This window comes from Aliihoeflea aestuarii (assembly GCF_024105665.1).
Lineage (GTDB): Bacteria > Pseudomonadota > Alphaproteobacteria > Rhizobiales > Rhizobiaceae > Aliihoeflea > Aliihoeflea aestuarii.
Genome location: NZ_JAAAMK010000006.1, coordinates 39,118 through 51,375 on the forward strand (window position 1 = coordinate 39,118; position 12,258 = coordinate 51,375).

A 12,258-nucleotide genomic window follows, 5' to 3' on the forward strand; every position below is an offset into this window, starting at 1 on the left:
CGAGGCCCCTGCAGCATTGGCGACGCAGTGGCGAAATCGCGGTGTGGACCAGCGTTCGGGATGTTTTCGTCCAGCCTGATTTTGCACTGGCATTTGCCTTTGCGCCGGGATTTCGTCGCGCCATGGATCGGATCGAGACACCATTTGCGCTGCCGCCTGTGCCCTGGCTCGCCATCGGCGCGGTCACGGCAACGGTGTCCGTATTCGCCATCGCGCAAGGGTTGTCCTATCCGCTGCTCGCCTTCATCCTCGAACGACAGGGCGTATCGCCGACGATGATCGGCCTGTCGGCCGCCATGTCGCCGCTCGGCATGATGGTCGCGTCGTCCTTCGTGCCGCGTCTCGTCAACTGGCTTGGCGGCGTGCGTACGGTGCTGATCTGCTCCATCTTCTGCGCCGCGATGTTCGCACTGATCGGCGCGACGCAGAATGTGTGGCTTTGGTTTCCGCTGCGCTTCCTGCTCGGCTTTTCCGTCATCCCTCTCTACGTTCTGTCAGAGGTCTGGATGATCGCCCTTGCGCCTGCCTATGCGCGTGGTCGGTTCATGGGTGTCTACACATCCATCATCTCGCTCGGCTTCGCGCTGGGACCGGCAACGCTGGCGCTTGTCGGCACGCAGGGGTGGGCTCCTTTTCTCGTCGGCATCGCGGCCTTTCTTGTCTGCGGGCTATTCGTTTTCGCGGTTGCCGCGCGTCTTCCGGCGTTTCATGAGGATGAGCAGCAAGGCACCGTGCGCCGGTTCCTGCCCGTCGCGCCGACGCTGCTTCTCGCGGTCGTCGTGGCGGCCGGATTCGAAACGGCGATGATGTCGCTCCTGCCATCCTACGGTCGTGCCTTCGCTATCGGCGAAGCGCAGATGGCGACGTTGCTCACCGTCTTCATCGTCGGCAATTTTGCGCTTCAGGTGCCGCTCGGACTGCTTGCCGATCGCTGGAACGCGCGTGGCGTCATGCTTTTGTGCGCGGTCATGGGTATTGTCGGCTGCGTGCTTTTGCCGATCGTGCTCGGCACGCCGGCGCAATGGCCGGTCGCCTTCTTCTGGGGCGCGTTTGCCTATGGCATCTATACGATGGCCATCGTCGAACTTGGGCAGCGGTTCACCGGATCGATGCTCGTCGCCGGCAACGCCGCCTTTGCGCTCATGTGGGGTATCGGTGGTATTTCCGGCCCGCCCAGCGCCGGCGTCGCCATGCAGGCGATCGGTGCGAACGGTCTGCCGCTCATTCTGGCGAGCCTGTGTCTGGTTCTGGTCGTCGTCGCTCTCTTCCGAGCGCGCCAGCGCTCGGCTTGAACACGATAGCAGGCACGGCTACAAACATGCCATGCGCCTTTCGCAGATCAGAAGAAACGCACATGCCTCGACCCCGTCGCCCCGCACGCGGCACGCGGAGCTTTTGCGGCTGTGCGCCCGTATCGGCTATTCGCCGCCATCTGCCGTCTGAACCTGTCACATTGGTTTAGGACGGAGACGAAATCGCATGACTTATCAGAACTATTCGCTCGCGCAGCTTCAGGAAATCGACGCCGCGCACCACCTTCACCCCTTCACCGACCACAAGGATCTTCGCCACGCCGGCTCGCGCATGATCACACGCGCAGAGGGTCCCTTCGTCTATGACAGCGAGGGCAACGAAATCCTCGACGGCATGGCGGGGCTTTGGTGCGTCAATGTCGGCTATGGCCGCAATGAACTGGCCGAAGCCGCCTATGCGCAGATGAAGGAACTGCCCTACTACAATTCCTTCTTCCGCTGCACGACGCCGACGCCGGTGCTTCTCGCGAAAAAGATCGCGGAGATCGCGCCGAAGAACATGAATCAGGTGTTCTACGGCTCGTCCGGTTCGGAAGCGAACGACACGGCTTTGCGTCTCGTTCGGCATTACTGGGTGCTGGAAGGCAAGCCGCAGAAGAACCGTATCATCTCGCGCAACTGGGCGTATCACGGCTCCACCATCACCGGCACGTCGCTTGGCGGAATGGCGGCGATGCACAGCCAGTTGAACGGCGCGGTTCCCAATATCACCCATGTAATGCCGCCCTATGCGTTCGAACTCAAGCAGCCGGGCGAGAGCGACCACGATTTCGGCCTGCGTGCGGCAAAGGCCGTCGAGGACGCGATCCTCGAAGCGGGGGCCGAAAACGTCGCGGCCTTCATCGGCGAGCCGATCATGGGGGCAGGGGGCGTCAAGATCGCACCGGACAGCTACTGGCCGGAAATCCAGCGAATCTGCAAGAAGTACGACGTGCTCCTGATGCTCGATGAAGTCATCACCGGCTATGGCCGCACGGGCGAGTGGTTCGCCGCGCAATCGCTTGGTATCGAGGCCGATACGATCACGACGGCAAAGGCCCTGACGTCAGGCTATCAGCCGCTTTCCGCATTGCTCGTGGGCGACCGGATCGCGGCGACGCTGGTCGAAAAGGGCGGCGAGTTCTACCACGGCTACACCTATTCGGGTCACCCGGTGGCGTGCGCCGTTGCGCTCGCCAATCTCGAGATCATCCAGAAGGAAGGTCTCATCGATCGCGTTCGCGACGAGACCGGACCCTATCTGGCAAAAGCGCTTCAGGAAAAGCTCGGCGGTCACGGCATCGTCGGCGAGGTTCGCTCTTTCGGCCTGATGGCGGCGATCGAGATCGTCAAGGATAAGGAATCGAAGGCGCGCTTCCCCGATGTCGGATCGGCAGCCGCGTCGGTGCGCGATCATGCCATCGCCAACGGCATGATGATGCGCGCGGTCGGGGACACGATGATCCTGTCGCCGCCGCTGATCTGGACGAAGGAAACGATCGACATGGCCTGCGAGCGCATCGGCAAGGCGCTCGATCTGGCCGAAAAGGATTTGCGCAAATAGGCTTTACCGCGCCCCTCCCGACGAACCGTCTGGAGGGGCGCTTTGCATCGGAGGTTTGAAATGACGAATGCACCGCTTGTCCCGCTGATCGAATACGAATCCGCCTCCGACGAGGTTCGCGCCGTCTATGACGACATCATGCAGACGCGCGGCACCGACTGGATCAACAATTTCTGGAAGGTGCTGGCGCATGACCCGATGGCGCTCAAGCGCACATGGGAAGACGCCAAGCAGGTGATGGCGCCCGGTGCGCTCGACCCGCTGACCAAGGAACTCGTCTACGTCGCCGTATCCGTGACGAATGGCTGCGAATATTGCACTTATTCGCATACGGCTGCCGCGCGCGCCAAGGGCATGAGCGATGCGCAATTCATGGAACTGCTCGCGGTCGTCGGCATGGCAAACGAGACCAACAGGCTCGTCAACGGCCTGCGCCCGCCGGTCGATCCGCAATTCATTCCGGAACATCGGTGACTGCGACGCGTTTTGTGCAGCGCAATATCGCGCCGGAATCCGAACCATGCCAGTCAAACCGACCGTTCGATCGATGCGCGCCGCCGCCGCGTTGACCGGCAATCTGATGCTTGCGCCAGCCGTCATCGCCATGCGCATGCCTCTGCTCGAAGCCGAGGTGAACAGTTCCAATCCCTACCGCGTCGAAACCACCCGCGCGGTCACGGAAAAGATGTCGGCCCTGGTCGAAGGCACGCTGGCGGCGCAGATTGCGCTGACCAAGGCGGCAATTCAGTTCTGGCCCGAAGTCTGGTCGGGAAAGACGCCGTCGCTCCTGAGTGGCGTGGCCGCAGAGGCAATGTGGCGCGCCGCGCTCGGCCCGTCCGGCCTTGCCGTGAAGAGCAATCACAGGCGCTTGAGCCGGAAAATCTGAAGGAAACGCAAAAACCGCGCTCTCCATTGGAGGAACGCGGTCTTGCCAAGAAGGACGCATGGCGCTTCGCGAACGATACACTGCGAAGATTACTGCTCCGGTACGCGAGACCTGATCCGGAGCGGGAGGCGGCTGCGACAACCGCCTTGCCATCCGTTTTAGCCGGTCATCCTTACCAGCGGGTTATCAGTCACTTAAGCAAAGATGAATTTGACGAAAATTTGAGTTAACCGGTTTTGCCGCGCAGGAAATTGACGATGCCGGAAAAGTCGGTGCCGCCTTCGCCCATCGCGTTGAAAAGGGCGTAAAGTTGCGTGGCTTCCGCTCCGAGTGGCGTCACTGCGCCAGCGCTTTGCGCCGCTTCCTGTGCAAGGCGCAAATCTTTCAGCATCAGCGCGGCGGCGAAGCCCGGTTTATAGTCGCGATTGGCGGGAGATGTGGGAACTGGTCCGGGCACCGGGCAATAGGTCGTCAGCGACCAGCACTGGCCGGACGACGTCGACGCCACGTCGAACAGCGCCTGATGCGACAGACCGAGCTTTTCGGCGAGCACGAAGGCTTCGCCGACACCGATCATCGAAATGCCGAGGATCATGTTGTTGCAGATCTTGGCGGCTTGTCCTGCCCCCGCATCGCCGCAATGGACGATCTTGCCGGCCATGGGCTGAAGAATCGGTTCGGCCTTGGCGAAAGCGTCCGCCGCGCCGCCGGCCATGAAGGTCAGTGTGCCGGCTTCCGCACCCCCAACGCCGCCGGAAACCGGCGCATCGACCGAAAGCATTCCGGCATCGGTCGCAATCTTGTGCGCCTTTCGTGCGGACTCGACGTCGATGGTGGAAGAATCGATGAAGAGCGTGCCTTTGGCTGCGGCCGCCGCGATATCCTCGTAGACGCTCACCACATGCTTGCCCGCCGGCAGCATGGTTACCACCACCTCCGCGCCTGCAATCGCCTCCCGCGCGCTTGCCGCAACCGAAGCGCCATTGGCTTTTGCCGTATCGAGATTGGCGGCGACGAGGTCGAAACCCGTTACCTGATGGCCAGCCTTGACCAGATTGGCGGCCATGGGATTTCCCATATTGCCGAGGCCGATGAATGCGATGGTGGTCATGGTTCCTCCCGATGGAAGGGAAGCAGGGAGTAGGGAAACAGGGAAAGCGCTTGCTCGTTGAACCTTCCCTTTTCCCTTCTCCCTATTTCCCTATCAGATGCCGCGCGATGATCACCCGCATGATCTCGTTCGTGCCTTCCAGAATCTGATGGACGCGCAGATCGCGAACGAGCTTCTCGATTCCGTAATCGTGCAGATAGCCGTAGCCGCCGTGCACTTGCAGGGCCTCGTTGGCGACGTCGAAGCAGGTGTCGGTGACGAAGCGCTTGGCCATGGCCGACCATTTGCCGGCATCATGCGCCTTGCGGTCGAGTTTCGACGCCGCCGCGTAAAGCAGCATGCGCGACGCGTTGATATCCGTTTCCATGTCGGCGAGCTTGAACTGCAATGCCTGGAACTGATCGATGGTCTTGCCGAACGCCTTGCGTTCGTGGGCATAGGCAAGCGCCTTGTCGAACGCCGATTGCGCCCCGCCCAGCGAGCAGGCGGCGATGTTGAGCCGGCCGCCGTCGAGCCCCGCCATCGCGATCTTGAAGCCGTCGCCTTCGCCTGAAAGCAGGTTCTCGGCCGGCACCTTGCAGTCCTCGAAGATCACCTGACGGGTCGGCTGCATGTGCCAGCCCATCTTGTTTTCGGCGGTTCCAAAGGAAAGACCGGGCGCGTCCTTTGGGATGACGAGCGTCGAGACACCCTTCGGCCCGTCCTCGCCGGTGCGCACCATGGCGACGTAAACGTCGGATTCACCGGCACCGGAGATGAACTGCTTGGCGCCGTTCAGGACATAGTCGCTGCCGTTGCCGCCCGAGCGCGTCGCCTTCGTCTTGAGCGCGGCGGCGTCGGACCCCGCTCCGGGCTCCGTCAGGGCATAGCTTCCCATCCATTCGAAAGATGTCATCTTCGGCAGGAAACGCTGGCGCTGGTCTTCGTTGCCGAACTTGTCGATCATCCACGCAGCCATGTTGTGAATGGAGATCATCGAGGAAAAACCGGGGCAGGCGGCCGCGAGTGCTTCGAAAATGAGAACCGCATCCAGTCGGCCTAATCCCGAACCGCCGACATCCTCGTTGATGTAGATGCCACCGAAGCCGAGTTCGCCCGTCGACCGGATCACGTCGTTCGGGAAATATCGCTCCTTGTCCCAGTCGAGGGCGTGCGGCGCGACATTCTCGGCCGCGAAGGCGGCCGTCATATCCTGAATGGCGCGCTGGTCCTCATTGAGTTCGAATTGCGTGGCCGTGGCGTCGAGCGCGGCGTCCATGCTGGCCTCCCTGTCGCACTGGTATTCCTCAGGGCAGCAATCTATCCCATTGGCCCGTGCGTGCAACGGAAAGCCTGTGCGCGAAACGCCAAGTCGATGTGCGCCAGATCGCGTCAGGCGTCGCTCAGCTTCGGCCAGTAGGTGCCGAAGCACCACACATTGCCTTCCGGATCGCGGCAGATGAACTGGCGGCTGCCATAGTCCTGCTCGGTCGGTCCTTCCACGATTTCAGCGCCCGCGCCCTTGGCGCGCTCGAAAAGGGCGTCGACATCCTCGACGGCGATGTAGAGCGATTTGCCGCCCTGTGCCTCGGGCTTTCCGACCGTCTTTGCGTAAGCATCGTCCCGGTTCTCGCCGCACATGATCATCGCGGAGCCGAAGGCGAGTTCGGCATGGGCGATCTTCTCGCCGTCCATATATTTCGCGTGAATGGTGAAGCCGAACGCCTTGACCAGCCAGTCGATCATGCGACTTGCATCCTTGAACCGGAAGGTCGCGAATATGCGGGGTGCCTCCACTGCGCTCATGAAAAGTCCTCCCTTTCCGAAAGCTTGACCTCGGCCTCAAGACTGCCATTTCCATGCGTTTGAAGCCAGCGTAAGATCATTCGACGGGGAGTTGATGCGCTTAACAGCCGAACAGGATCTGACGATGCCGGTCGAGATGCTTCTCGTCCTCATGATCGTGCTCCATGAGGGAGGACGCGGCGAGCAGTTCGCGCTGCTTGCCGAGCGGGCCTATGACAGGTTCGGGCTCGACCCTGCCGAGCGCGAGATGCTGGCGCGTGAACTGGACGCCTATCGTCCCGCGAAAGGTTCGGCCGGCATCATCGGCGCATTGCGGGCGCTCGGTGAGGCGGAGCGAAAATCGATAGTGAGCGAGATTCTCGATTTCACTGCGTCGGACCCGCTCTTGAGCCCCCATCAGCGCCGGTTGCGCATCCGCGTTCTCGATATTCTGGCACTTGACGAGACGGACTGATCAGACGCGCGCAAACCGGCGTCGCTCGAGCGCGCGTTCCAGATCGGGCGAGGCGGCGACGAGCATTTTTCCTGCTTCCGATTGCGGGTTGTCGAGCACCGAAGCTGTGTTCCCGCGTTCGACGATTTCGCCCTCGTGCATCACCATCACCTGATCGGTGATCGCGCGCGCCACCATCAGATCGTGCGTGATGAAGAGATAGGCGACGCCGAGACGGCTGTTCAGATCGGCGAAGAGGTCGAGTATCTGCGCGCGGATCGAGACGTCCAGTGCCGAAACCGGCTCGTCGGCGACGATCAGCTTGGGCCGCGTGATCAGCGCGCGCGCGATCGAAAGACGCTGGCGCTGGCCGCCGGAAAACTCATGCGGGTACTTGTCCATGTCGCCCGCCGACAGTCCAACCTCCGCCAGTGCCTGCGCGACGCGCTCGCGCCGTTCCGACCGCGACGGCTGGGTTTCCAGAAGATGCAGTGGCTCGGCGACGAGCCGTTCGACCTTGTGGCGCGGATTGAACGAGCCGTAGGGGTCCTGAAACACGACCTGCATGTTGCGCCGGGCCGGGCGCAGATCGTTCTCCGATTTCGTCGTCAGTTCGTCGCCGAAAAGACGGATCGACCCGGATGTCGGTCGGTCAAGCGCGAGGATCATGCGGGCAAGTGTGGACTTGCCGCAGCCTGAACGACCGACGAGCGCCATGGACTGGCCCTCGTGCAGCGCGAACGAAACACCGCTGACGGCGCGGAACGGCTCGGGTTTCGAAAACAGCGAACGCCGACGGCCGGCATAATCGCGCGTCACGTCCCGAACCTCCAGCAATGGCCGCTCCGAACGTCCATCCGCCAACGGGGTGCGCTCCGGCACATGGGTCGAGGCTTCGGCCAACTGGCGCGTATAGGGATGCGCCTTTTCGGTCAGGATACGGCCCGTTTCGCCTGAATCCATCACTTCGCCATGACGCATGATGGTGACCCGCTCCGCCATGTCCGCGACGACGGCAAGGTCATGGCTGATGAGAAGGAGACCCATTTTCCGTTCGTCGACGAGGTCGCGCAAAAGGTCGAGAATCTGTGCCTGCAAGACCACATCGAGCGCGGTCGTCGGCTCATCGGCGACAAGCAGCTTGGGTTCCAGCGCGCAGGCGATCGCGATGACGACGCGTTGGCGCTGGCCGCCGGATAATTCGTGCGGATAGCGCGACAGCGGGAATTTCGATTCCGGCAGGCCGACCCGGTCCAGCATCGCGCGTGCGCGGTCATCGGCGTCTTTCCGGTTGACGCCCGCATGCCAGCGAATGCCCTCGGCGACCTGTTCGCCGATCGTTTTGACCGGGTTCAGCGCCGTCATCGGCTCCTGAAACACCATACCGATCTCGTTGCCGCGCAGCCGGTTCATCGCCGCTTCCGGCGCGCCGAGAATGTCGACGCCGTCGAAGGTCACGCGGCCGGAGGCGTGCGCAAGGTCAGGCAGGAGACGCATCAGCGTCAGCGCGGTCATCGACTTGCCCGAACCGGATTCGCCGACCAGCCCCAGAACCTCGCCTTGCTCGATGGTCAGGTCGACGCCTTTCAATATCTCGAATTTGCCGATCGAGAGGTCGAGCTTTTCGATTTCGAGGAGGCTCATCGTGCGCGCCTCAGCCGCGGGTCGAGCACGTCGCGCAGGCCGTCGCCGAGAAGGTTGAGGCCAAGCACGGTGACGACGATGGCAAGGCCGGGAAAGATCGCCAGATGCGGCGCACCCATCATGCGCGTCTGCGCGTCGAAAAGCATGCGTCCCCAACTCGTCATCGGCGGCTGCGCGCCCAGCCCGAGATAGGACAGACCGGCTTCCGCCAGAATGCCGAGCGCGAACTGGATCGTCGCCTGGACCAGCAGGATCGACGCGATATTGGGCAGGATGTGCTCGATCGTGATCAGCGTCGCCGACTTTCCCGAGGCCCGCGCGGCCAGGATGTATTCGCGCGGCCACAGCGCCATCGCGCCGGCCCGCGCCACGCGCGCGAAGACCGGCACGTTGAAGATGCCGATCGCGATGATGGCGTTGACCGCGCCGGGGCCGAAGATCGCGGTGATCATGATGGCCGACAACAGTGCGGGAAAGGCGAAGACGAGATCGTTGAAGCGCATCAGCACCTCGTCGATCCAGCCGCCGCGCGCCGCCGCCCAGCAGCCGAGCGGCACGCCCACGCCGATGCCGATGCCGACGGCGACGAATGCGACGGCGATCGAATTGCGCGCGCCGACCATGATCATCGACAAGATGTCGCGGCCGAAATGGTCGGTGCCGAACAGGTGCTGCACCGATGGAGTGAGTTGCTTGTCCGCGATTGAAATGAGGGTGATATCGTAGGGCGTCCACATGAAGGAGACGAGCGCCATCGCCGCGATGAGGACGGTGGTCGCGAAACCGGTGACGAACGAGACGTTGGAAAAGGCGGCACGCACGAAATGCGCGGCGCCTTCCACCGGAGGGGAGGTGGGCTCCGTGCTCATGAGCGCGCTCGCAGGCGCGGGTCGACCAGCGCATAGGCGACATCGACGAGGATGTTGACGAGAATGACGCTGGCGACGAGAAGCATGATGACGCCCTCGACGACGATCAGGTCGCGCTGCGTGATCGCCTGGAAGACGAGGCGGCCGAGGCCGGGAATGTAGAACACGTTCTCGATGATGATCGTGCCGGCGAGCAGGAAGGCGAATTGCAGGCCGAGGATCGTCAGAACGGGGATCATCGCGTTGCGCAGCGCGTGCCGCCACAGCACCTTTCGACGTGGCATGCCCTTGGCGCGGGCGGTGCGGATATAATCCTCGCCGAGCACTTCCAGCATGGCCGAGCGCGTGACGCGGGCTAGGATCGCCGCTTGCGGCAGGGCAAGCGCGATCGAGGGCAGGATCAGCGCCTTGAGACCCGGCCATACGCCGCCCGACCAACCGGGAAAACCACCCGCGGGCACCAGTCGCAGCCAGACGGCGAAGACGTAGATCAAAAGCAACGCGAACCAGAAATTCGGGATCGCCACGCCGATCTGCGCGGTGCCCATCGACACGGTATCACCGAGCTTGCCGCGCCGCGCGGCAGCGAAGATGCCGACCGGAATCGCGATCGCCGTCGAAAGCGTCAGCGCGATCAGCGCCAGCGGCACCGAGACGACGGCGCGCTCCGCAATCAGATCGATCACGGGCGCGCGGTAAGTGAAGGACCGGCCGAAATCTCCCGTCAGCATGCCGCCGGCCCATGAGATATAGCGCTCCACGACCGGAGCATTCAGTCCCATCTGCTCGCGCAGCGCGTCGAGCGCCTCGGGCGTCGCGTTCATGCCGAGCATCAGCCGGGCCGGATCGCCCGGCAGTATTTCCATGACCGAAAAGACGATCATGGACGCCACCAGCAAGGTGACGAGCCCGATCGCGATGCGCTTGAGAAGGAAGAGGGTCATCGGGGTGCCGCAACTTCCCCGCAGCGGAAAGACCGAGTTTGCTCGCGCCCCCCTCTGGCCTGCCGGCCGCCCTGGCCCGAGCCATGTGTCTCAGCCCGTGCTTCGGCCCCCCCGCAAGGAGGGAGATCACGCGCGGCGATGGCGAGACTAATCTCCCCCCTTGCGGGGGAGATGGCCGGCAGGCCAGAGGGGGGCAACGTAAGGCTCAAGCTGCGTGGGCTTTCCCGACTACTCCGTCCAGTGAACCTTGGTCAGATCGTTCGCCTGAACCGGCATGTTTTCCCAAAGCCCTTCGAGCTTGGCGTCCCACACCCCAACCTTCGGCAACTGGAAAAGGAAGACGACGGGCGCGTCCTCGGCGAGGATTTCCTGCGCCTGCCCGTAAAGTTCGTTGCGCTGCGCCTCGTCCGCCGTCACATCCAGTTCAGCGATGACCTCATTGAACGCCGGGTTCTGGTAGTCGAAATAATAATCCGGGCGCGAATAGATATCGATGTCGTTCGGCTCGGTGTGCGAGATGATCGTGAGATCATAGTCCTTGTCGGTGAAGACGGTCGAAAGCCAGTCCGCCCATTCGACCGGCTGGATTTCGAGATTGATGCCGACCTGGCGAAGCTGTGCCGCGATGATCTCGCCGCCCTGACGAGCGTAAGGCGGCGGCGGTAGTTTGATCGTGGCGCTGAACCCATCGGCAAGCCCAGCCTCGGCGAGCAGTTCCTTCGCCCGCTCGGGATCGTAGGGATAGGTGCCGGTCAGGTCGACATAGGCAGCGTTCGCGGGCGAGAAATGCGAGCCGATCGGCGTGCCGAGGCCGTTCGACGCGCCGGCGATCACCTCGTCGCGGTTGACGGCGTAGGAAATGGCGCGGCGCACCTCGACATTGTCGAACGGCTCGCGGCCATTGTTCATCGACAGGAGCGTCTCGCCCTCAGTCGAGCCGATGACGACTTCGAAGCGCGGATCGCCCTGAACCTGCTCATAGGCGTCCGGCGGGAACATCGGGAATGCCTGAATGTCGCCCGACAGCATCGCGGGAACGGCGGCTGCCGCATCGGGAATGATGCGGAACTCGGCGCGCTCCAGCGCCACTTCGTCGCCCCAATAGTCCGGGTTCTTGACCAGCACGATCGACGACCCGCGCGCCCAGCTTTCGAAGCGGAACGGGCCGGTCCCGACGGGGTTCTCCGTATTGGTGCCGGCGGATGCCTCGGAGACAATCACCGCGTCGCCCCAGCCCATATTGTAGAGGAACCCACCCTGCGGGCGCGACAGTGTCACCGTGACTGTGGCCGGATCGGTCGCCTCGACGCTTTCGATGGCGGCGAATAATCCCTTTTGCGCATTAGTCGAATCCTCGGCCCGCGCGCGGTCGAGCGAGAAAACGACGTCGGCCGACGTGAACGGCGCGCCGTCGTGGAAGGTCACGCCTTCGTGCAGCTTGAATGTATAGGTCAGACCGTCATCGGAGATTTCCCAGCTTTCGCTGAGTGCCGGCAGGACCTCGCCGCTCGGCCCGATGCGCGTCAGCCCCTCGAAGACGTTGGCGTAGACGATCTCGTCGATTGCGGCGGCCGCGCCGGCGGTCGGGTCGAGATGCGGCGGCTCGAGAACGACGCCGAGGACGAGGTCGGTGCGCGGCTGGGCGAGCGCCGTACCGGATGCGAGCGCGATGGCCGCGGCTGCGAGCACTGGAACGATGAACTTCATGTTTCTCTCCCGATACACGGCCC

General features: G+C 63.1%; 12 protein-coding genes. 5 read left to right on the forward strand and 7 right to left on the reverse strand.

Annotated elements, in window-relative coordinates; all coding sequences use genetic code 11:
- The first annotated feature begins 122 nt into the window (after positions 1-122).
- The 4 genes from GTW25_RS13200 (at position 123) to GTW25_RS13215 (ending at position 3,742) form a co-directional block, all read left to right on the forward strand.
- Positions 123-1,292: an MFS transporter gene (locus tag GTW25_RS13200; RefSeq protein ID WP_252912605.1), complete on the forward strand. Its 1,170-nt coding sequence runs from the start codon at positions 123-125 to the stop codon at positions 1,290-1,292.
- Between the two features lie 187 nt (positions 1,293-1,479).
- Entirely contained in the window at positions 1,480-2,856 is a 1,377-nt protein-coding gene (locus tag GTW25_RS13205; protein WP_252912606.1) for an aspartate aminotransferase family protein, read from the forward strand.
- Positions 2,857-2,916: 60 nt separating this feature from the next.
- Entirely contained in the window at positions 2,917-3,330 is a 414-nt protein-coding gene (locus GTW25_RS13210; RefSeq protein WP_252912607.1) for a carboxymuconolactone decarboxylase family protein, read from the forward strand.
- Positions 3,331-3,376: 46 nt separating this feature from the next.
- Positions 3,377-3,742 (forward strand): hypothetical protein, encoded by a 366-nt coding sequence (locus GTW25_RS13215; protein ID WP_252912608.1) that lies wholly within the window; start codon positions 3,377-3,379, stop codon positions 3,740-3,742.
- A gap of 226 nt (positions 3,743-3,968) precedes the next feature.
- On the opposite strand, the gene mmsB is transcribed toward GTW25_RS13215, so the two are convergent.
- The 3 genes from mmsB to GTW25_RS13230 form a co-directional block, all read right to left on the reverse strand.
- The gene (gene mmsB / locus GTW25_RS13220) at positions 3,969-4,853 is read right to left on the reverse strand and encodes a 3-hydroxyisobutyrate dehydrogenase (protein WP_252912609.1); all 885 of its coding nucleotides are present in this window, start codon (positions 4,851-4,853) and stop codon (positions 3,969-3,971) included.
- A gap of 82 nt (positions 4,854-4,935) precedes the next feature.
- Positions 4,936-6,111: an isobutyryl-CoA dehydrogenase gene (locus GTW25_RS13225; RefSeq protein WP_252912610.1), complete on the reverse strand. Its 1,176-nt coding sequence runs from the start codon at positions 6,109-6,111 to the stop codon at positions 4,936-4,938.
- Between the two features lie 113 nt (positions 6,112-6,224).
- The gene (locus GTW25_RS13230; RefSeq protein ID WP_252912611.1) at positions 6,225-6,638 is read right to left on the reverse strand and encodes a VOC family protein; all 414 of its coding nucleotides are present in this window, start codon (positions 6,636-6,638) and stop codon (positions 6,225-6,227) included.
- Between the two features lie 94 nt (positions 6,639-6,732).
- Between GTW25_RS13230 and GTW25_RS13235 the strand changes: the two genes are divergently transcribed.
- Positions 6,733-7,092 (forward strand): hypothetical protein, encoded by a 360-nt coding sequence (locus GTW25_RS13235; protein ID WP_252912612.1) that lies wholly within the window; start codon positions 6,733-6,735, stop codon positions 7,090-7,092.
- Here the strand turns inward: GTW25_RS13235 and GTW25_RS13240 are convergent, their stop codons facing one another.
- The 4 genes from GTW25_RS13240 to GTW25_RS13255 all read right to left on the reverse strand — a co-directional run bounded on the left by GTW25_RS13240 (position 7,093) and on the right by GTW25_RS13255 (position 12,235).
- A complete protein-coding gene (locus tag GTW25_RS13240) occupies positions 7,093-8,715 on the reverse strand; it encodes an ABC transporter ATP-binding protein (protein ID WP_252912613.1) in 1,623 nt (540 codons plus the stop codon). It abuts the gene before it with no gap.
- Positions 8,712-9,584 (reverse strand): ABC transporter permease, encoded by an 873-nt coding sequence (locus GTW25_RS13245; RefSeq protein WP_252912614.1) that lies wholly within the window; start codon positions 9,582-9,584, stop codon positions 8,712-8,714. Before GTW25_RS13245 ends, GTW25_RS13240 begins: the two co-directional genes overlap by 4 nt.
- Positions 9,581-10,528 (reverse strand): ABC transporter permease, encoded by a 948-nt coding sequence (locus GTW25_RS13250; protein WP_252912615.1) that lies wholly within the window; start codon positions 10,526-10,528, stop codon positions 9,581-9,583. Before GTW25_RS13250 ends, GTW25_RS13245 begins: the two co-directional genes overlap by 4 nt.
- Positions 10,529-10,756: 228 nt before the next feature.
- Positions 10,757-12,235, reverse strand: coding sequence for an ABC transporter substrate-binding protein (locus tag GTW25_RS13255; RefSeq protein WP_252912616.1), 1,479 nt, complete (start codon positions 12,233-12,235; stop codon positions 10,757-10,759).
- Positions 12,236-12,258: the final 23 nt, after the last annotated feature.

Coding starts and splice junctions, on each gene's coding strand:
- GTW25_RS13210 (WP_252912607.1), top strand. CDS start 2,917: ATGACGAATGCACCGCTTGTCCCGCTGATCGAATACGAATCCGCCTCC.
- GTW25_RS13240 (WP_252912613.1), bottom strand. CDS start 8,715: ATGAGCCTCCTCGAAATCGAAAAGCTCGACCTCTCGATCGGCAAATTC.
- GTW25_RS13215 (WP_252912608.1), top strand. CDS start 3,377: ATGCCAGTCAAACCGACCGTTCGATCGATGCGCGCCGCCGCCGCGTTG.
- GTW25_RS13255 (WP_252912616.1), bottom strand. CDS start 12,235: ATGAAGTTCATCGTTCCAGTGCTCGCAGCCGCGGCCATCGCGCTCGCA.
- GTW25_RS13225 (WP_252912610.1), bottom strand. CDS start 6,111: ATGGACGCCGCGCTCGACGCCACGGCCACGCAATTCGAACTCAATGAG.
- GTW25_RS13250 (WP_252912615.1), bottom strand. CDS start 10,528: ATGACCCTCTTCCTTCTCAAGCGCATCGCGATCGGGCTCGTCACCTTG.
- GTW25_RS13245 (WP_252912614.1), bottom strand. CDS start 9,584: ATGAGCACGGAGCCCACCTCCCCTCCGGTGGAAGGCGCCGCGCATTTC.
- GTW25_RS13205 (WP_252912606.1), top strand. CDS start 1,480: ATGACTTATCAGAACTATTCGCTCGCGCAGCTTCAGGAAATCGACGCC.
- GTW25_RS13235 (WP_252912612.1), top strand. CDS start 6,733: ATGCGCTTAACAGCCGAACAGGATCTGACGATGCCGGTCGAGATGCTT.
- mmsB (WP_252912609.1), bottom strand. CDS start 4,853: ATGACCACCATCGCATTCATCGGCCTCGGCAATATGGGAAATCCCATG.
- GTW25_RS13230 (WP_252912611.1), bottom strand. CDS start 6,638: ATGAGCGCAGTGGAGGCACCCCGCATATTCGCGACCTTCCGGTTCAAG.
- GTW25_RS13200 (WP_252912605.1), top strand. CDS start 123: ATGGATCGGATCGAGACACCATTTGCGCTGCCGCCTGTGCCCTGGCTC.